This window comes from Candidatus Limimorpha sp., assembly GCF_056203535.1.
On sequence record NZ_JBADWU010000038.1, the window covers coordinates 1 to 19,042 of the forward strand.

Sequence of the window (19,042 nt, forward strand, 5' to 3'; positions counted from 1 at the left end):
AATCAGTAGCTATGGAAAACATAGGAAATTTTCTTCAAAGTTACTGATTTCCAAGATATTATGCAAGTGTTTTAACTAAAAAAAACACCGGATTTTTCCGTTTTTTTGCTCTTCTTGAAATTTTTGTCATGTACTAAGAAGATTTTGTAATTTTGCATAACAAAACTATCCATATTATTGGGTATGTTTTCTTGAAACAAGATAGAATATTGAACGACAATTAATTAATATGAAAGTTTTCAACATAAACGATTTCAGAGTTTTCCATCCGGAAATAGTGGAATTCAAAACAGACGTGTATTACCTGAACGTTGCAAATGTGCTTTATGAAATTATCAGCAAGTCGTTGTCTGGCAGGGATATGGAGTACGAATTGAAGGAAACCATCGCAATGCGCGTGGCACACTATTTCGAGGATGTGGTGTGCGACCTTGGCATTTGGAGGGCTTTCACTGAAACGCATTTGCGTCGGTATGGCCGTCCGCTGCCGTTCTATTCGCTTGACGATATTGACGAGTATTATCCCGATGAGGTACATGTGCAGGATGTGCAGTTTATTATTTGGAATGTCATTCAGTCAGCCTACGAAGATCGGTTTATGAATCCGGAAAATCCTGGCTTTGAGGCATTGGCAAAGTCGTTGTATGCGGAATTGGACAAACGGTTTGAGCAGGCACCTGTAAATGAACAATATAAAACATTTGCTTACGAGATAGCTGATGCCAATCATCCTGATGCACCATTCACATTGCGCAATATTTGGATGTGGCTACTTTCGGCAAATTATCTTATGACGACAGGAAAAGTTGAAGAAGAAATGTCGCTGTATGAAGAAAAACTGTCTTTCATAGATAACGATGAACAGAAACACTATACTTCAATGTCGGATGCCAGTGTGCGGGTAAGGATTGGACCACTAAACATGACTGCACCTGAATGGTATGCCGCCATGTGCAGGAGCGAAGAGTCGGGAAATGCCAAATTATTGGCTGAGAAAATTGAGGCGATGGATTATCGTGAAATAACGGTTTATAAAAAGCTTTCCAGCAAAGGTGACAGCATGAAGATTGAAAGTCCCAAAGGTGAAGTGTTGGATGTCCCATATTTTGGGTTCCTTGATCCTGACGAAGTGAAACTGACGACATCAAAGACCTCGGTATTCATTGGTGCGTTGTTGCGTTGGGATAATGTTTGGCTTCCTTTCGGAATGACGACATGGAATAATGCAGAAGAGGTGTTTGTGGAAATGAAAGACGATTGGGAGAGCAGACAAAGAACGGCCAAATTTGTTCCAGCCAAGGTGAAAGAAAAATTTGGCGATCAACGTTTGTTCTTTTTAAAAGATAAAAAGCAGATAAAGTATTGGTACAAAGAACTTTTCGGTAAGGACGTTCCAATGACAAATTCATCAGACGATTATTATGATTTTCCAGATGATGAACCGATTGCCATGTATCTTGATGACATGGGCGATTTATGCATCGCGCCGATTGCAGGTGCAATAGCTTTGGATGATAACCCATATTACGACCCGACATTTGCTGATGAACTTGGTCTTGCCGTTTTAATGTTGCCAGATTTTGTCGACAAGGCATTTACCGACTATCTCGTCAGCAACAATCTTCTGCCAGACGCCGCTTGCAATTCCCTCAAAGGACACGAACATGGTCATAAACTGATACAATCCAACATCGGCTTTTTGAAAGAATATTTTCGCGGGATATGGTGAAAGGGAAAGGCGTTTTTTGAATCGGCTATGGCAGCATTTAATTAAAAAATGCTATTTTTGCAAAGTAAAAATCAAGTGAGTTTACCGTCAAGTTTGCCACCGTAACTTGGGAGAACGATGCCGATTTTGCGCCGGAATATCTCTACGACATCAGTATTGCAGCTTGATGATTTCAAACTCCAAAACCTTATCATAATCCCGTGCCATGCAAATTTTTACGGTTTTCTTGGTGAGGTTGTAAACCGCTGACCATTGTGTGTTGCTGGTCTTTTCTGCCGTTGCGGTTTGCGACACATCTTTCAGCAGTTGCATGGCTTCCTCTTCGGTAAAAACGCCGTTTTTTGCTTCGTAAACATCCTTTACTTTTTCATAGCGGTCGAAGCCGTGGCCGATGTGCTGCCAGCCTTCGTTGAGATAGGCGTTTGTGACATATTTTGCTTCAACAGGACTCATTGTCCAAGACTTATCACCTTCATTATGAATGTATTCCAGCACAACGGAATGTCCTTTTGCATCGGAAATCAGGAAATGGTAACTGTGCGGAATCTCGCTTTTCGTTTTGTCGGCAAACATATTGTATTGCTGCATCAAGGCAAGGGCTTCATCAGTGTCGGCGGCTTTATCCAACATGATGCGCATGGCGGAAAGCGTCATAATGTCGTGTTTTTCAAGGTCGTATTGTTCCGTTCCTTCGCCATCGAGATACAAAACGCTGACGGCTAATCCTTTTTCGTTCATGCCGTCCATCAAAAGATAAGGTGCAACGATGAGCAGGGAATTGTCTGATTTTCCGTCATCCAAATCACCTTGCTTTTTACCAACCAATGAAAAAGGTGCCATGGAAATGGAGGCATAGCCACTTTCGGGTTGCGTCTTCACCAAAACCGAAGCCGATGGATCGGAAAAAGTGAAATCGAAGTTACGGGCATAAATAATGTCGCCATCGGGAGTGACGGCTTGAAATGCGCTGCAGGCTGGCAAAAGGCTTTTGATGTGAAAGACGGCCTTGAAAGGATTCATCATTTTTGTGACCGCATACTTGACAAATGACGGAACGGAAGTGACATCGTTTTCAATCAAGCGGTCTAAATCGTAATCATATTGATAATCAAGTTCGTATAGTAGCCCGTTATCAACGTTTTTCAGGCCGGAAAGCATTTCAGCCTGCGCCTTTTTCAAGGCACAGGCTGGATTGCTGTTTTGAGCGTTTGCTGCCATTGCAAACAGCAAAACGCTGAATATTAAGAATTTTTGCAAAAAATTCATTCTGCTGGCTTATATTCCAATCCCATATTGTAAAGGATGAAAGAATAGATGTCTGCTTGTTCTTCCAAAACCTTTGAAATCGGTTTGCCACCACCATGACCGGCTTTCGAGTCGATGCGGATAATCTTAGGTTCATTACCGGTTTGGGCAGCCTGAAGCGTTGCGGCATATTTGAATGAATGTGCCGGAACAACGCGGTCGTCATGGTCGGCAGTCGTGACCATAATTGCTGGATAATGAACATCTTCGCCACTCTTGATGGTGTGCAATGGTGAATAGGCATGCAGTGCCTTGAACATTTCTTCGCTATCTTCGCTAGTGCCGTAATCGCTGGCCCAGTTCCAACCGATGGTGTACAGATGATAACGCAGCATGTCCATCACGCCGACTTGTGGAACGGCAACACAGAACAAATCAGGGCGCTGATTGACGACAGCACCGACCAAAAGGCCACCATTTGAACCGCCATTCAAGGCAAGATAATCGGCTGAGGTGTAATTGTTTGCAATCAGATATTCAGCGCAGGCGATGCAGTCGTCGAAGACATTCTGCTTCTGGAGTTTCGTGCCAGCCAAATGCCATTCTTCGCCGTATTCGTTACCGCCACGCAGGTTCATCTGTGCATAGATGCCGCCGTTTTCAATGAACGGAAGACGTGAGGTTGAGAAACCAGGATTCAGCGTGATGTTGAAACCGCCGTAGCCATAGAGCAGGGTAGGGTTGGTGCCATCTTTCACAAGGCCTTTCTTGTAAGTCAGGAACATAGGGACTTTTGTGCCGTCCTTCGAATCGACAAAAACCTGTTCGGTGACGAAATCTTCGGGCACGAAATCGACTTCAGGAGCGCGGAAAACGGTCGAGGTGTTGCTGTCGATATCGTATTTGTAAATCGTGGTCGGGAAGGCAAACGATGTGAAGGCATAGAAGATTTCCTTTTCATCGTAACGGCTGCTGAAACCGACAGCACCGAATGTCGGCAATGCGATTTCGTGCATCTTATTGCCATTCATATCGAAAACAAACGAATGATTTGCAGCATCTTGGTCGTATGTGACAATCATCTTGCCGTCAGCAAGGTTGATGCCTGCAATGACATTTTCCGATTCAGGAATGATGGTTTCCCAGTTTTCCATTTGAGGATTCTTGGCCGAAACGCGGCAGATACGACCTTTCGGTGCGTCGTAATTGGTGTAAATGTAGAGCACATCGTCGATGACATCCATCGGGCTATAAGAATAGTTCATGTCGCTGGCAATTTGCGCGAACTTGCCGTTAGGGTCTTGCATGTCGCGAATCCAAAGGGTGTGGCCTGCGCCTTGTCCGCTTTCGATGAGGAACATGTATTTCTCGTCTTCCGTCAAGCTGATTTGGTGGAAATAACGTGGCTGTGCCGGATTTTCATAGAAGAGCTGGTCTTCGTCTTGGCTTGTGCCCAACTTATGGTAGTAAATCTTGTGGTTTTCATTGACGTTCGAAAATTCCTTGCCTTCTTCCGGAGCATCGTAGGCCGCATAGAAGAAACCATCCTTATACCATTCTGCGCCTGTGAATTTGGCCCAAAGGATATGGTCGGGGAGGAGTTCACGGGTCTCAATGTCCATAACGTAGATTTCGACCCAGTCGGAACCGCTGCGTTGAATGGTGTAAGCCAGATACTTACCATCATTCGACTGATGGCAGCTGCCCAATGAAACCGTACCGTCGTCCGAAAGTTTGTTCGGATCGAGAAGAACTTCAGGTTCAGCATCCAATGATTTCTGCATGTAAATCACGCTTTGATTCTGCAAGCCATCGTTCTTTGAAAAAGTGTATCTTCCAAAACGTTTCGATGGCACGCTGTAGCGTTCGTAATTGACGAGTTCCGTCAAACGGTCTTTGATGGCACCACGGAAAGGAATGTGATTCAGATAATCTTGAGTGACAGCCCTTTGTGCTTCCACCCATGCCGATGTTTCGGCGGAAGTGTCATTTTCCAGCCAACGGTAAGGGTCGGCGACTTTTGTTCCGAAATAATCGTCAACGACAGTCGTGTCGCGACGAGTTTGAGGATATTCCTTCACGGAATAACGTTCAGCAGGCTGATTGCAGCTTGTAAATGCTAATACTGTTCCCATAGCGAGAATACTTGTTTTTATTTTCATGATTATGAAGTGTTTAAGAGTTTCTATTCGGTGACATCCATGTTGGTATTGTCTTCAATTCTCAAATTGCTAATGATGAATTTCTGCCTTTCCATGGTGTTTTTGCCCATGTAATAATCGAGCAGTTCCTTGATGCCGGAATCGCTGTTCAGGATGACTGGTTCCAAACGTATATTTGGTCCGATAAATGCCCTGAATTCGTCCGGCGAGATTTCACCAAGACCTTTGAATCGGGTGATTTCGGCTTGCTTGCCACATTTTTCCTTGGCAAAAATGCGTTCTTCCTCGCTGTAACAATAATGCGTCTCTTTCTTGTTGCGCACACGGAAAAGCGGTGTCTGCAATATGAAAACATGACCATTACGCACCACATCGGGATAAAACTGAAGGAAAAAAGTGAGCATCAGCAGACGAATGTGCATTCCATCGACATCAGCATCGGTAGCGATGACAATGTTGTTATATCTCAGGTTTTCAATGTCTTCCTCAATGTTCAAGGCTGCCTGCAGCAAATTGAACTCTTCGTTTTCGTAACAGACTTTCTTACTCATACCCAAGCAGTTAAGTGGTTTACCGCGCAAACTGAAAACGGCTTGCGTCAGCACATCACGACTCTTGGTGATGCTTCCCGATGCTGAATCACCCTCGGTGATGAAAATCGTGCTTTCCAAACGTTTTTCATGATTGGTATTCAGGTGAATACGGCAATCACGCAGTTTTCTGTTGTTCAGGCTGACTTTCTTTGCGCTGTCGCGTGCTGCCTTCTTGATGCCTGCAATTTCCTTGCGCTCCTTTTCGTTGGCTAAAATCTTTTGCTGAAGCACTTGCACCGAAGCGGGGTTCATGTGAAGATAATTGTCTAAATGACGTTTCAGAATGTCGAAAACGTAAGTCTTCAAAAACGGGCTGTCGTTGGTGCCGTCAGGATTGTTTGGTGCAAGGTGAGTGGAACCTAATTTTGTTTTCGTTTGTGCCTCAAATACAGGCTCTTGAATCCTCACACATAAAGCACAGGTTAAACCTTGACGGATGTCGGCTGGTTCATATTCCTTTTGGAAAAATTCGCGCACCACACGGGCGTATGCTTCGCGGAAAGCCGACTGATGCGTGCCGCCTTCGGTGGTGTGCTGGCCATTGACAAAGGAATAGAAATAGTCGCTCGACTGACCGTTGACATGCGTGAAAGCCGCCTCAAAATCCTCATCTTTGATGTGAATGATAGGGTAGAGGCCTTCACCTTCCATATTATGCTCCAAAAGGTCGAGAAGTCCGTTTTTGGAATAATAGCGTTTTTCGTTGTAAATCAGTGTCAATCCACGATTTAGGTAGGCATAATTCCAAATGCGCTTGTCGATGTATTCGTCAACGTAATGGTAATTGCCAAACAAAGCCGTGTCGGGAATGAACTCAATCAGTGTGCCGGGTTCTCCGTTGCAGTCAAGAATGCCGCTGTCGGAAGTCAGTTTGCCTTGTGAAAACTCGGCAATGCGCGTTTTGCCTTCGCGGATGGCTTGTGCCTTGAAATAGGATGATAGAGCGTTAACTGCCTTAGTACCAACGCCATTCAAGCCAACGGATTTCTGGAAGACTTTGCTGTCGTATTTTGCGCCGGTATTCAGTTTCGACACGGCATCGACAATCTTTCCCAATGGAATGCCACGGCCATAGTCACGTATCCTGACCTTGCGTTCAGCCTTGTCCACAGTGATTTCAATCCTTCGACCAAAACCTGAAGTAAACTCATCTATCGAATTGTCAATCACTTCTTTAATCAAAACGTAAATGCCGTCATCTTGCGAAGCACCATCGCCAAGTTTGCCGATATACATACCCGGACGACGCCTGATATGTTCCATATCTTCAAGATGTACGATGCTGTCGTCGTTGTAGTTTTCAGTGTTAGGTACAGGATTTTCGTCTTGTGCGAAAATGTCTTTCTCTTCGTATTCGTTGTCCATAAATGCCTATTTAACTTTCATCGAAATACAAATCCACCGACACAAAGTGAGGAAATTCCGATTTGGTGCAAAGATACAAAATAATACCGTATTTCTTGGAAAGAAATGGTTTTGTTTTTATATTTGCAGCGTCTAATCAATAATTGTATTTGTTATGAAAAGATTTCCTGTCGTTTGCCTATCTGTTTTTTTAGGTCTTTTTCTCGCTTGCAACAAACCGAGTGTTCAACCCGAATCTGCGCCCGAAGTTGAATTTAAGGTGCATGACACCCTTGAGTATTTCTATGACAATGAACCTAAAGTAAGAATTGTCTGCACGGTGGATTGTGATTTGCCTGTTGATTCTGTTTGGTGGGGCGTTTATTGCAGTCCGTATGGCCCTGGTCAAGGATCCTCGTATGACTATAGTCTTATGCAAAAGCAAGATGGAAAGTTCATTTATGTATTGTGTGTGCCTTTTGAATATACTCTTACCTGCCGTTATCGCCTTAGTATCGGTGGCTGGAGTTATAATACAGATTTATTTGAGTTGCATGTGACAGAACACGAATTGGATACTATCCAACCATAATACTAATTCATTGAGCACCACAAATAAGCGAGCCGCAACTTGAAAAATCAAATTGCGGCTCGTTTCAATTTAACATAATGTTCAGAATGGCAAATCGTCCGTTTCGCTTGCTGGTGCTGGGAAATCGGGCACTGAAGCAGGCATCGGTGGCGTCTGATGCATCATTGGTTGTGCCTGTGGTTGCTGTGCGTAGGGCTGTTGTGGAGCAGCGGCTGGTGCAGTTGCGCCAACTGGGTCGAAACGCCATGCGCGGACATCTGTGTACCATTTTCCGTTAAACTCTCGTGATTCAACAGAAATCTGTACTTTGACCATTTGACCTGGTGCGAGTTTTTTTGCTTCCTCAGCAAGGTTCGACCAGCAAATCACGCAGACTTGCTTTGGATATTGTTCGTCGGTTTCAACGATCAATTCCTGTTTGCTCCAAGGACCACGTGCGCTGGTGCCTGAAACCAAATTTCCTAATCTTACGACTTTTCCTATAAGTTCCATTGTATGATGTTTTAATATTGTATGCTTTGTTGAATGGCTGCAAATGTACTGCATTTTTCCCAAATATTCCTATATTTGTGCGTATTTTTTAAAATCTTACTTTTACAAAATAATCTTTATTATGTTAAATAGAAAATTTCAGACAAAGAAAAAGCCCCGGTCTCCCAGGGCTTTATCATTTTTATTTGACAATTTATTATTCTGCATCAAGAGCTTTGGCTTCTTCATACATTTTCAGTTGTGAATACATTTGCTTCAGAACTTTCTTCAGTTCTGGTGAAGGCTGTGCATCGTAGCTTTGCTTGATGTATGGAAGACCTTTGCTCAACATTTCATTCGACTGTTCCATCAAAGTGTTGTATTTGTCAACTTCGTGAATGTCAAGTTCATTGGCTTCTGTTGAAAGAGCTGCACCGGCTCTCAGGTAAGCGATACCGAGGTTGTAGATTGCATCCATGAAATCAGGCTTGATTTCGATAGCTTTGCTGTAGAATTCAACAGCCTTGTCGAAGTTGTAAAGATCCTTATTGGTTTCGTCACCGTAAATGGTACCGATGGCATACATGATTGAAACGTTACCTGGATCGAGTTCATTCAGTGAAAGCAGGTCGTTCAGGGCTTCCTGGCTCTTGCCTTCGTTGATGTAAAGGTTGACCTTTTCGATCAAGAGACCTGGATCATTTGGAGTGGCTTCAAGACCCTTGGAAATCATTTCAAAAGCTTTGTCGTTGTTGCCCATTGCATTGTAGACAGATGCCAGACTCTTGTAAATGTCAGGCTGATTGTAGCCATTGTTCTGAAGTTCAGTGTAATAAGCTAAAGCCGTGTCATAGTCTTTTGAGTAAATGCATGAGCTGGCAGCAAGTTTCAGCATATCGTTTGCATCAGGATTCTGAAGCATGATGGCAATGTCGTATGCCTTTTTGAATGAAGGAGCTGCATTGACAAAATCGGAAGCATTGTAAGCGTCAGCACCCTTTTGATAATAGTTGTTCATCACAACGGCAACTCTCTGATAAATGTCAGCCTTGTTGTCGTTCAGATAGCCTTCATCCTTCATGCAGTTGGTCAGTGATTCGAATACCTTTCCCTCTGCATCGCCAGCCAGAGCTATCAATTCAGGATTCTTTGAATCAATCACATTTTGATAGATGATGGCGCGATAGTGCCATGCTGTTGCCTGGTCTTTCGGCTTCATGCCAAGAAACTGTTCGTGGTTGACGCACTTTTCAATGGAAACCATAGCTTTGTCATACTGAGCATTCTTGTTGTACATGTAGGCGTCAGTTCTGTCTTTCTTCTGGGCCATCATCACGTTTGCGGTGAGCAGGACGGCCAACAAAATCATTACTTTTTTCATTTTGATAGTATTTGTTTAAGTTAATAATTCCTATTTTGATTTTCCATTAGCAATTTCCGTTCCAAAATTATTCTTCACTTGGATTTGTCTCGGTGTTTTCCGTTTCGGAAGGATTTTCGGTCGGGGTCTCCCCTGCCTGATTTTCCACGGTTTCTGTGTTTTCAACCGTTTCCTCTTCTTCGTCAACATGCTCCACCTTGGTGACGGCTGCAATCTGGTCGTTGCCACGCAGGTCAATCAGCTTGACGCCTTGCGTTGCACGACCCATGATGCGTAATGTATTGACAGCCAAGCGGATTACGATACCCGACTTGTTGATAATCATCAGGTCTTCATCATCAGTAACACTCTTGATTGCAATAAGTTCACCGGTCTTGTCGGTAATGTTCAGAGTCTTGACACCCTTTGTGCCTCTGTTGGTGATGCGATAGTCCTCAATATCAGAACGTTTGCCGTAACCATTTTCGGAGACAACAAGCACATTTTGTTCAGGACTATTGATGCAAATCATGCCAATGACCTCATCTTCTTCCGAAGCCAAAGTGATAGCCTTCACACCTGATGCGTTTCTGCCCATTGGCCTGACAGTCTGCTCGTTAAAGCGGACAGCCTTGCCCGAACGCAGTGCCATCAGCACTTCATCGTCGCCGCTGGTGAGGCAGGCTTCAAGCAACTGGTCGCCTTCGCGGATGGTGATGGCGTTGATACCATTTTTGCGCGGACGTGAATAAGCTTCAAGCGTCGTCTTCTTGATGATACCCTTCTTCGTGCAAAGGATGATATAATTGTTGTTGATGTAATCTTCATCCATCAAATCCTTGACATTCAGGTAAGCCAACACTTTGTCATCCTTTTCCACATTGATGAGGTTCTGGATGGCGCGGCCTTTGCTGTTCTTGCCTTCTTCCGGGATTTCGAATGCTCTCATCCAGAAGCACTTGCCTTGCTCGGTGAAGAACAGCAGGTAGTTGTGATTGGTGGCGGTGAAGATGTGCTCGATAAAGTCGGTGTCGCGAGTTGCAGAGCCTTTCGAGCCTTTGCCGCCACGGCTCTGAACGCGATATTCGGTCAAAGGCGTGCGCTTGATATATCCGAGGTGCGAAATCGTGATGACCACGGCATCGTCAGCAATGATGTCTTCCATGCGGAATTCACCTGCAGCCGGAACAATCTTGGTGCGGCGGGCATCGCCATATTTTTCCTTGATGACGAGCAATTCATCCTTCACGATTTGGAATTGCATATCCACATTTTGTAGAATATCGTGGAAATGTTGGATGCGCTGGTGCAGTTCGTCGAGTTCATCCATAATCTTAAGAATTTCGAGACCTGCCAACTGACCCAAGCGGTAAGCCACGATTGCGGAAGCCTGTGGGTCGTCGAAACCGAACTTTTCCATAATGGCAGCCTTGGCTTCAGGCGTGCCACCCTTACAAGCACGGATAGTAGCAATGATTTCGTCCACAATGTCGATGGCACGTGCCAGACCTTCAAGAATGTGAGCGCGTTCTTCGGCTTTCTTCAGGTCGAATTGTGTACGGCGCACCACCACTTCGTGACGGTGATTTACGAAATGCTCAATCAACTGCTTGAGATTCAATGTGTAAGGACGACCATTAACCAAAGCCACGTTGTTCACACTGAACGAACTTTGCAATGGCGTCATCATGAACAGTTTGTTCAGCACGACATCAGGGTTGGCATCGCGTTTCAGTTCGTAAACCACGCGGATACCTTTTCTGTCTGACTCATCGCGAATATCGGCAATGCCTTCTATTTTCTTTTCACTGACGAGGTCGGCGGTCTTCTTGATCATTTCGGCCTTGTTCACCTGATAAGGGATTGAGGTTGCAATGATGCGTTCATGGCCGTTGTGTTCCTCGATATGCGTTTCGCCGCGCAAAACGATGCGTCCCCTACCCGTCTCAAATGCCTCACGGACACCTTCGTAGCCGTAAATCACGCCGTAAGTCGGGAAATCAGGTGCCTTGATGTATTGCATCAGTTCCTGAATGGTGATGTCGCGGTTGTCGATGTAGGCCACAATGCCGTCTACACATTCGCTCAGATTGTGTGGTGCCATGTTGGTGGCCATACCGACGGCAATGCCATTGGTGCCATTCACCAGCAAGGCAGGAATTTGCGTAGGCAGAACGGTCGGTTCCTGCAACGAATCATCGAAATTGTTCTGGAAATCGACGGTGTCTTTTTCGAGGTCGTCAAGCATTTCCTCGGCAATCTTTTTCAGACGGGCCTCGGTGTAACGCATGGCTGCCGGGCTATCGCCATCAACCGAACCGAAGTTGCCCTGACCATCAACCAATGGATAACGCAGCGACCAGTTCTGAGCCATGCGGCACATGGCATCGTAAACGGCTGAGTCGCCGTGAGGATGATATTTTCCGAGCACTTCACCGACGATTCTCGCCGATTTCTTGTAACCGCTTTTTGATGTGACGCCCAAACCCAACATGCCGTACAGAATACGACGGTGAACCGGCTTCATGCCGTCTCTAACATCGGGCAGAGCACGCGAAATGATAACCGACATCGAATAGTCGATGTAAGCCGATTTCATCTGATTTTCAAGGTTTACCTTGATAATCTTTTCTCCCAAGTTTTCTCCTGATAAGTTTTCTCCTTCCATTATATGCAGTCTTTTTATTATTTTTCAAAATAAGTTGCAAATATAGTAATTTTTGCGTTTCAGTGTGCCGTTTTTTTCATTTTTTTCATTTTTTGATAATCTGTCAGTTTGGGTGGCGTGGACTGATTTTTGTTAGTACTTTTGCCGTGAAAAATTGGCGAGCAGCAAAAGCTGCTGTCATTATATTCATTGATTTGATAACCAATAAAATAACACTATATGGATGCAAAATTCTCTCCTCGGGTTCGTGACATTTTGACATTTAGTCATGATGAAGCGAAACGATTAGGAAATGTTTACGTGGGGTTGGAACATTTATTTTTAGGCATGTTGCGCGAAGGCGGCAGCTGTGCCATCAAAATTTTGGAAAACCTGAACCTGAACCTTGAAATCTTCACTAAGAAACTGGAAGCATCGGTGAAAACCAGCAATCCGGTTCAAGACAGCATGACGGCCATTCCTTTGACCAAACAGGCTGAACGTGTGCTGAAATTCACTTACATCATTGCCAAGGAATTTCATAGCGAAATCGTTCATTCCGAGCACCTTATGCTGGCCATTCTACACGAAAAGAACAACATCATTTCACAGAATCTGGAATTTGAAGCCATCACTTACGACAACTTCAAACAGGAACTGCTGAAATATTATACCATGACAGGAAAAAACACACCTGCCGAACCGCAAAAGTCTGAACCTAAGCAAGATGAAGATGTGACGAACAGCATTTTCAACGACGATGACGATGATGACGACGACATCATGGACGAAATCTGCAAGGAACGCCCGAAGAAGAGCAGCAACATCAAGAGCAAGACGCCGGTTTTGGATAATTTCGGTCGCGATTTGACCAAAGCCGCCGAAGAAAACCGCCTCGACCCTATCGTTGGCCGCGAGCGCGAACTGGAACGTATTGCTCAGATTCTCAGTCGCCGCAAGAAAAACAACCCGATTCTGATTGGTGAACCTGGCGTGGGCAAGTCGGCCATTGCTGAAGGTCTTGCTATCCGCATCACGCAACATCGCGTGCCACGCACCTTATTTAATAAACGCGTCGTCATGCTTGACATCGGTTCGGTGGTGGCCGGCACAAAATACCGTGGCCAGTTTGAGGAACGTATCAAGGCCATTCTCAACGAGTTGCAGAAAAATCCCGACATTATTCTCTTTGTCGACGAAATCCACACTTTGGTCGGCGCGGGCAATGCCAACGGCAGCCTCGATGCGAGCAACATGTTCAAACCAGCTTTGGCACGTGGCGAGTTGCAGTGCATCGGCTCCACTACCCTTGACGAATACCGCCAGTATATTGAAAAAGATGGCGCATTGGAGCGCCGTTTCCAGAAAATTCTGGTCGAACCGACAACGCCGGAAGAAACCGTTGAGATTCTGAACAACATCAAGTCGCGTTACGAAGACCATCATTTGGTTCGTTATACGCCGGAAGCTATCGAAGCCTGCGTGAAACTCACCAACCGCTATATGAGCGAGCGTCATCTTCCCGACAAAGCCATCGATGCCTTGGATGAGGCCGGTGCGCGAGTTCACATTAAAAACATTGATGTTCCTGCCGAAATCACGGAATTGGAGCAGCGAATAGAAAGTGTCCGCAAGGATAAGAAAGCCGCCATTAGCGAACAGAAATTCGAAGAAGCCGGCATGTATCGCGCTGAAGAAGTGAAACTTATGGATAAGTTGGAAGCCGCCAAAAAAGCTTGGGACGACAACGCCACCTCAAACCGTCAAGAAGTTACGGAACAGAATGTTGCGGAAGTTGTCGCCATGATGACAGGCGTTCCCGTGCAACGCATCGCCCAAAACGAAGGCAACCGCCTGATGAGTATGGAAACCGAATTGGCAGGCACTGTCATCGGTCAGGACGAAGCCATCAAGAAAGTGACGAAAGCCATCCGCCGCAACCGCGCCGGGCTGAAAGACCCGAACCGCCCGATTGGTTCGTTCATTTTCCTCGGTCCTACTGGCGTCGGCAAGACGTATTTAGCCAAGGTTCTGGCCAAGTATCTCTTTGATTCGGAAGATGCGCTTATCCGCATTGATATGAGTGAATACATGGAAAAATTCGCCGTCTCACGCCTCGTCGGTGCGCCTCCTGGCTATGTGGGTTACGAAGAAGGCGGTCAGCTCACCGAAAAAGTGCGCCGCAAGCCTTATTCCATCGTGCTTTTGGACGAAATCGAAAAAGCTCATGCCGATGTGTTCAACCTGTTGCTTCAGGTGCTTGATGATGGCCAGCTGACGGATAGCCTTGGCCGTAAGGTCGACTTTAAGAACACCATTATCATCATGACTTCCAACATTGGTTCGCGCCAGTTGAAGGATTTCGGAATGGGTGTCGGTTTTGGCACCGAAGCCAAGAAAAATGCCAAGAACGAATATTCGCAAAGCGTCATCGAAAATGCCTTGCGCCGTACTTTCGCTCCTGAATTCCTCAACCGTGTTGACGATGTGGTAATGTTCAATTCACTTGAAAAAACTGATATTCACAAGATTATCGACATTGAATTGCGTAATGTCTTCAAGCGTGTCGAGGAAATGGGCTATCGTCTTGAACTCACTGCCAAGGCCAAGGATTTCATTGCCGAAAAGGGCTGGGACGAACAATATGGCGCACGTCCGCTGAAGCGTGCCATCCAGCAATATGTCGAGGATGAACTGGCAGAAAAGATCATCACTTCAGACATGCACATCGGCGACGTCATCTCCATCGACCTTGATGATGAAAAACAGGAAATCATCATCAACGTCATCCCAATGGGCACAAAGGTAATTGTGGAAACAACGGTGTAAACGATTGTCTTACAGATTGTAAACGAATAAGAGCAGCAAGTGAAAAACCTGCTGCTCTTATTGTTTGTTACTATACGGATGTTTTAAAGCCGCTGATTTCGCAGAAATTTTGGATGCTTCGCATGAATTGACACTGATTTTTGCAAACACAAATTTGCGTTTTTCTCACAAATAATGACTATTCGAAACGTGTCAATTCAATCAAGTCAAAATACATTAAACGAGTTTTAGCGATTCGCCCTGCATCTCCTCTTCTCTAAAGATGGATAGGTGTTCTTGATTTTCTGTTGAAAATAAATACCTAAAACCATTTGATTCATAATAGTTTAACGTATTCTTGTCATTATAAGCATCAACGATTAGGAAACGGCATCCAGTTTTATTTGAGTCAACAAACCAAGACTTTATGAAATCCATCAGTTCTGTTCCAATTCCCTTTCCTTGAAACTCTTGTGAAACGCCCAATCGTCCGATCAAAACTCCAGGAAAGCGTCTCATGCTTTTCTCTCTTGGGACAACGCTTTTTATCTTCTTTCCCCTACTGTTTGGCAAATCGTCAACCCTGATGCTATCGTTCGAAATCGAAAAGCACATACAATTTTACGGACATTGGCAGCAAGACGGAAACAATATGTCTTTCCAAGCAATTGCCGACTATAATGAAATGAATCCACATTGAAGAATTCATCCAGATCATTGTTTTTGCATGAAAAAGCATCACTTGATTGTATGATTTCTTCAGTTAATTCGCTGAACACGCAGTCGTCAAACAAAAAGTTCCCCCATAACAGCACTACATCATATTGGCTTTTTTCAGAATAGCAACGGCTATTGCGATTTTTTCGCTAAAATCAAGATTGCCAGCGTTTTCAGAAGCTTTTTCCGCTTCATCAACAAAACGTGAGGCATCTTCGCCTGTAAGTGTCGGTATGGATTTAATTGCTAATGCCATAATTTTTCCCCTTTTTCGATTGCAAAAGTACACATATTTCCCGATCTCGCAAGTCTTTCATTTCCGAAACCTGATAAACGGAAAACACCGATTGAAGACGAACATTGATTTGACGGATTGACACGGATGTTTTTTTAACCGCAGATTGCATGGATTACACAGAAATTTTTGGATGCTTCGCATAAATTGGCACTGATTTTTAGCAAACACAAATTACCGATAATTTTCCGTTAATAATTTGACTGGCAGGAAATTATTGATTCATTTATGGAAAAAACTCCGCTACAAATTCGTCCAAACCGATGACAACGACTTTGGGGAAATCGCATTCTTTCAAGACGTTGAAATGGGAATCTTCACTTACAATGAAATCCGCGCCTGCTTGGATGGCGCAGTCGACAAATTTATTGTCATCATAATCCTGACGGATAAGACCAAAATGAAAATGTGGGGCATAAAAACGGCAAAAGGGACTGTTGACTATCGCTTCAACAATATTTTGGGCAACAAATGAATTTGCAACACGCTCTATAATCTCCTGATATTCGTTGAGGATTTCGTCGCTGACACACAAAACATATTTTCCTTCCCTAAAGGCCTGCCATGCAGGACGATAAGGGCTATGGATGGAAATCATCTGCACCAAGCAATTAGTATCTAAAACGACGAATCTGCTCATTTTTTGTATGGAGTGCGGTAATGGGCTGTCCGTAAATCTTCAAGTTTTTGCTGATTCCATTCGCCTGATTCCCATAGTTTTTCCATTTCCTCATCGGCACGTTTGGCGAAAAATTCCGAAATAGCCTGCTTCAGCAGCAGCAAATCTTTCTCTGATGTAAGGCTTGAAAACGCATTTAGCAACGCCAATTGCGCTTCGTTAAATACCGTTCTATCAACAGTTTGTTCCATATTGCTTGAGTTTTTCGACTGCAAAAGTACACATATTTTCCGATCTCGCAAGTCTTTCATTTCCCAAACCTGCTAAACGGAAAACACCGATTGAAGACGAACACGGATTTGACGGATTGACACGGATGTTTTTTTTAACCGCAGATTGCATGGATTACACAGAAATTTTGGATGCGCCCTTCGACAAGCCCCTTCGACAGGCTCAGGGTGCGCAGGGAGGAAGCGTATAAATTGGCACTGATTTTTAGCAAACACAATTCGCCGTAAGTCATAGCCGTTTGGTTTGTATTTTCGCTCATCGCCCTTGGTTCTGCCAGCACTCTGGGCATCACCGCCTCCGTGTCATCCCTTGCTTTTCTCCGTGTTATCTCTTATTGTAGTTGGAGATGCTATTGCGGCGATAGGAATCGGGGCTATTGGCGGTGGCGCGATGACTACTGGCAAACTAATGTCTATGTTCCCTGATTATTTTGAAACCATATAATTTTAATTGTTTTTACAAACTCTCATTAAAGAAATCTCTATTTGAAGAAAGAATCAGTACCTTTGCATCGTGATGTTCGAACTTCGCTCATGCACGACGGCAAACACAGCACTTCTCAACAACTTCGAGATTGTAGCCATAGCCATTATCGCTCTCATCTTCTTCACGGGAACTGTCTGCAAGCGACTGTGGTGTGCCATCGCACTCATGACCATCGCCAGCATTCTGCTCTTCATCGAACAGGACGACATTGCCGGTGCATTCCGCTTCTTTTACGGTTCGCGACTCGTCCTCGCCGCTACCATCTGCTGGGGTTTGGAGAACAACTGTACTCGACAGATATCCGATCGTGACCCGCTTGAAATTGTCATCATCAAAGGCTTCGGAAGTGACACTGGCATCCTCGTGCTTGCCCTCGTTCAAGACAATTCCTTTCCGTCGCCAACGAACCTCTTCATCACCAGCATAGTCATGGGCATCGGATGTGGGTTTGCTGCGAAAGAGAGTAACTACAAAGCCCCAATATCACTCACGATGCTGGGGCTTTTGTATTCTACTTGCGTTTCCTTGCTAAATATTCAATAGCAAACACTGGCCAACGTGGTACTTTGCGGATGTTTGTCCTGACGGCAGGAATGTCGCACAACAAGAAGATGGATGCCAGAAGGAGGGAGAACCAGATGACGTAGCCATACACCTGCTTGATTGCTACGAGCATCATGGAGTGGAGGTAGCTGCCACCCATAAATTCCCCGAAATCGAAATTCGTGAGGTCGAGGTTGGTAAGCGTCAACTGGCGACCGTAGTGCATCATGTCCTCATTGAGGAAATGCGAGAAGATGGTGGTATAGAAACCGTACCCCATGGCGCCGCCCAGATACATGTGAACGATGTTGAACAGGAACAATCCCATGAAGAACTGTTCAAGACTTGGCACCGATTCGTCCAATGCCCACATCAGCGTTGGTGCAAGGATGCCATAGCCAAAGCCACGGAGCATGATCGCCAAGCGGTATTGTTCAATGTTAACATTCATGCCTACAGTAGAATACATGAGCAAGGCGTATGCAAAGATGGATAGAAAGGCAATGCCGATAAGCTTCCATATTTTCCATTTCTGAACCTTTAACCAGTATAGGTCAAGCGCGATGCCGAGAAACATTCCTGGCAATGCCCACATGTATTGACTTTCCTTGGTCAATTCTTCAAGCCCCACGACTTCGGTGTAGAGTATCTCCTCAAGGGTATGTTCGGCACCGAATGCGAGCTCTGCCAACGTGACAACGATGAGTATCGGTACCACGTTGCGGCATTTCAGCAGTTGCAGTTCGACGTATGGATAGCGAATGTGAATCAGTCGGTAAAGAGTCAACCCAGCAAAGATAAGCGTGAATGCGCACACCATTCTTATATGCTGATTGGCGAACCATCGGTAGTAATCTCCATAAACAAAGATGTACGAAACGAGGAGCATCGTCACGCAGATGAGCAACGCTCCCTGCCAGTCAGTTCCCTTCAGCGAAAAGTGGTTGGGCATTGGGCAGAACGGGCGGCACAGCGTCATCTGCGTCAGCAATACGAACGACATTGTAACCACGGTGAAGACGTGCATCATCTGCCACGTAAAGTGGTGTCCAAACCATGCTGCAAGCCATCCACCACCCTCAATGGCTGTGAGAAGGATAATGTGGAGCATAGGGAAGAACACGGCGAAGTCGCGCTTAG

General features: G+C 45.0%; 15 protein-coding genes. 3 read left to right on the forward strand and 12 right to left on the reverse strand.

From position 1 onward, the window contains the following. The first annotated feature begins 229 nt into the window (after positions 1-229). Entirely contained in the window at positions 230-1,729 is a 1,500-nt protein-coding gene (locus AC06MN_RS04230; protein ID WP_475671110.1) for a DUF3843 family protein, read from the forward strand. Positions 1,730-1,879: 150 nt separating this feature from the next. Here the strand turns inward: AC06MN_RS04230 and AC06MN_RS04235 are convergent, their stop codons facing one another. From AC06MN_RS04235 to AC06MN_RS04245, 3 genes are read right to left on the reverse strand one after another with little or no spacing between them, the layout of a single operon-like run. After that, positions 1,880-2,995 carry a carcinine hydrolase/isopenicillin-N N-acyltransferase family protein gene (locus tag AC06MN_RS04235; RefSeq protein ID WP_475671111.1) on the reverse strand — a complete coding sequence of 372 codons (1,116 nt, stop codon included), beginning with the start codon at positions 2,993-2,995 and terminating at the stop codon, positions 1,880-1,882. Continuing rightward, the gene (locus AC06MN_RS04240) at positions 2,992-5,136 is read right to left on the reverse strand and encodes a prolyl oligopeptidase family serine peptidase (RefSeq protein ID WP_475671112.1); all 2,145 of its coding nucleotides are present in this window, start codon (positions 5,134-5,136) and stop codon (positions 2,992-2,994) included. Before AC06MN_RS04240 ends, AC06MN_RS04235 begins: the two co-directional genes overlap by 4 nt. 23 nt (positions 5,137-5,159) lie before the next feature. Next, a complete protein-coding gene (locus AC06MN_RS04245; RefSeq protein ID WP_475671113.1) occupies positions 5,160-7,094 on the reverse strand; it encodes a DNA topoisomerase IV subunit B in 1,935 nt (644 codons plus the stop codon). Positions 7,095-7,248: 154 nt separating this feature from the next. Here AC06MN_RS04245 and AC06MN_RS04250 point away from each other — a divergent pair, with 154 nt between their 5' ends. Then, positions 7,249-7,665 (forward strand): hypothetical protein, encoded by a 417-nt coding sequence (locus AC06MN_RS04250; protein ID WP_475671114.1) that lies wholly within the window; start codon positions 7,249-7,251, stop codon positions 7,663-7,665. A gap of 81 nt (positions 7,666-7,746) precedes the next feature. On the opposite strand, the gene AC06MN_RS04255 is transcribed toward AC06MN_RS04250, so the two are convergent. The 3 genes from AC06MN_RS04255 to gyrA all read right to left on the reverse strand — a co-directional run bounded on the left by AC06MN_RS04255 (position 7,747) and on the right by gyrA (position 12,164). Next, on the reverse strand, positions 7,747-8,157 hold the full coding sequence (locus AC06MN_RS04255; RefSeq protein ID WP_475671115.1) for a DUF3127 domain-containing protein: 411 nt from the start codon (positions 8,155-8,157) through the stop codon (positions 7,747-7,749). Positions 8,158-8,353: 196 nt separating this feature from the next. Next, entirely contained in the window at positions 8,354-9,517 is a 1,164-nt protein-coding gene (locus AC06MN_RS04260) for a tetratricopeptide repeat protein (protein WP_475671116.1), read from the reverse strand. 67 nt (positions 9,518-9,584) lie between these two features. Further along, complete coding sequence (gene gyrA, locus AC06MN_RS04265; RefSeq protein WP_475671117.1) at positions 9,585-12,164, reverse strand: DNA gyrase subunit A; 2,580 nt, start codon at positions 12,162-12,164, stop codon at positions 9,585-9,587. Between the two features lie 219 nt (positions 12,165-12,383). Between gyrA and AC06MN_RS04270 the strand changes: the two genes are divergently transcribed. After that, positions 12,384-14,972: an ATP-dependent Clp protease ATP-binding subunit gene (locus AC06MN_RS04270; protein WP_475671118.1), complete on the forward strand. Its 2,589-nt coding sequence runs from the start codon at positions 12,384-12,386 to the stop codon at positions 14,970-14,972. A 216-nt stretch (positions 14,973-15,188) separates the two neighbouring features. On the opposite strand, the gene AC06MN_RS04275 is transcribed toward AC06MN_RS04270, so the two are convergent. The 6 genes from AC06MN_RS04275 to AC06MN_RS04300 form a co-directional block, all read right to left on the reverse strand. After that, positions 15,189-15,470 (reverse strand): GNAT family N-acetyltransferase, encoded by a 282-nt coding sequence (locus AC06MN_RS04275; protein WP_475671119.1) that lies wholly within the window; start codon positions 15,468-15,470, stop codon positions 15,189-15,191. 295 nt (positions 15,471-15,765) lie between these two features. Then, complete coding sequence (locus AC06MN_RS04280) at positions 15,766-15,924, reverse strand: hypothetical protein (RefSeq protein ID WP_475671120.1); 159 nt, start codon at positions 15,922-15,924, stop codon at positions 15,766-15,768. 265 nt (positions 15,925-16,189) lie between these two features. After that, positions 16,190-16,603 carry a putative toxin-antitoxin system toxin component, PIN family gene (locus tag AC06MN_RS04285; RefSeq protein WP_475671121.1) on the reverse strand — a complete coding sequence of 138 codons (414 nt, stop codon included), beginning with the start codon at positions 16,601-16,603 and terminating at the stop codon, positions 16,190-16,192. Further along, positions 16,600-16,833, reverse strand: coding sequence for a dephospho-CoA kinase (locus AC06MN_RS04290; RefSeq protein ID WP_475671122.1), 234 nt, complete (start codon positions 16,831-16,833; stop codon positions 16,600-16,602). Before AC06MN_RS04290 ends, AC06MN_RS04285 begins: the two co-directional genes overlap by 4 nt. A gap of 571 nt (positions 16,834-17,404) precedes the next feature. Further along, positions 17,405-17,740: a hypothetical protein gene (locus AC06MN_RS04295; RefSeq protein WP_475671123.1), complete on the reverse strand. Its 336-nt coding sequence runs from the start codon at positions 17,738-17,740 to the stop codon at positions 17,405-17,407. A gap of 130 nt (positions 17,741-17,870) precedes the next feature. Further along, positions 17,871-19,042: hypothetical protein (locus AC06MN_RS04300; RefSeq protein WP_475671124.1), on the reverse strand; the 1,172-nt coding region annotated here is incomplete at its 5' end.

Coding starts and splice junctions, on each gene's coding strand:
- AC06MN_RS04240 (WP_475671112.1), bottom strand. CDS start 5,136: ATGAAAATAAAAACAAGTATTCTCGCTATGGGAACAGTATTAGCATTT.
- gyrA (WP_475671117.1), bottom strand. CDS start 12,164: ATGGAAGGAGAAAACTTATCAGGAGAAAACTTGGGAGAAAAGATTATC.
- AC06MN_RS04235 (WP_475671111.1), bottom strand. CDS start 2,995: ATGAATTTTTTGCAAAAATTCTTAATATTCAGCGTTTTGCTGTTTGCA.
- AC06MN_RS04285 (WP_475671121.1), bottom strand. CDS start 16,603: ATGAGCAGATTCGTCGTTTTAGATACTAATTGCTTGGTGCAGATGATT.
- AC06MN_RS04245 (WP_475671113.1), bottom strand. CDS start 7,094: ATGGACAACGAATACGAAGAGAAAGACATTTTCGCACAAGACGAAAAT.
- AC06MN_RS04290 (WP_475671122.1), bottom strand. CDS start 16,833: ATGGAACAAACTGTTGATAGAACGGTATTTAACGAAGCGCAATTGGCG.
- AC06MN_RS04230 (WP_475671110.1), top strand. CDS start 230: ATGAAAGTTTTCAACATAAACGATTTCAGAGTTTTCCATCCGGAAATA.
- AC06MN_RS04270 (WP_475671118.1), top strand. CDS start 12,384: ATGGATGCAAAATTCTCTCCTCGGGTTCGTGACATTTTGACATTTAGT.
- AC06MN_RS04250 (WP_475671114.1), top strand. CDS start 7,249: ATGAAAAGATTTCCTGTCGTTTGCCTATCTGTTTTTTTAGGTCTTTTT.
- AC06MN_RS04255 (WP_475671115.1), bottom strand. CDS start 8,157: ATGGAACTTATAGGAAAAGTCGTAAGATTAGGAAATTTGGTTTCAGGC.
- AC06MN_RS04260 (WP_475671116.1), bottom strand. CDS start 9,517: ATGAAAAAAGTAATGATTTTGTTGGCCGTCCTGCTCACCGCAAACGTG.
- AC06MN_RS04275 (WP_475671119.1), bottom strand. CDS start 15,470: ATGAGACGCTTTCCTGGAGTTTTGATCGGACGATTGGGCGTTTCACAA.
- AC06MN_RS04280 (WP_475671120.1), bottom strand. CDS start 15,924: ATGGCATTAGCAATTAAATCCATACCGACACTTACAGGCGAAGATGCC.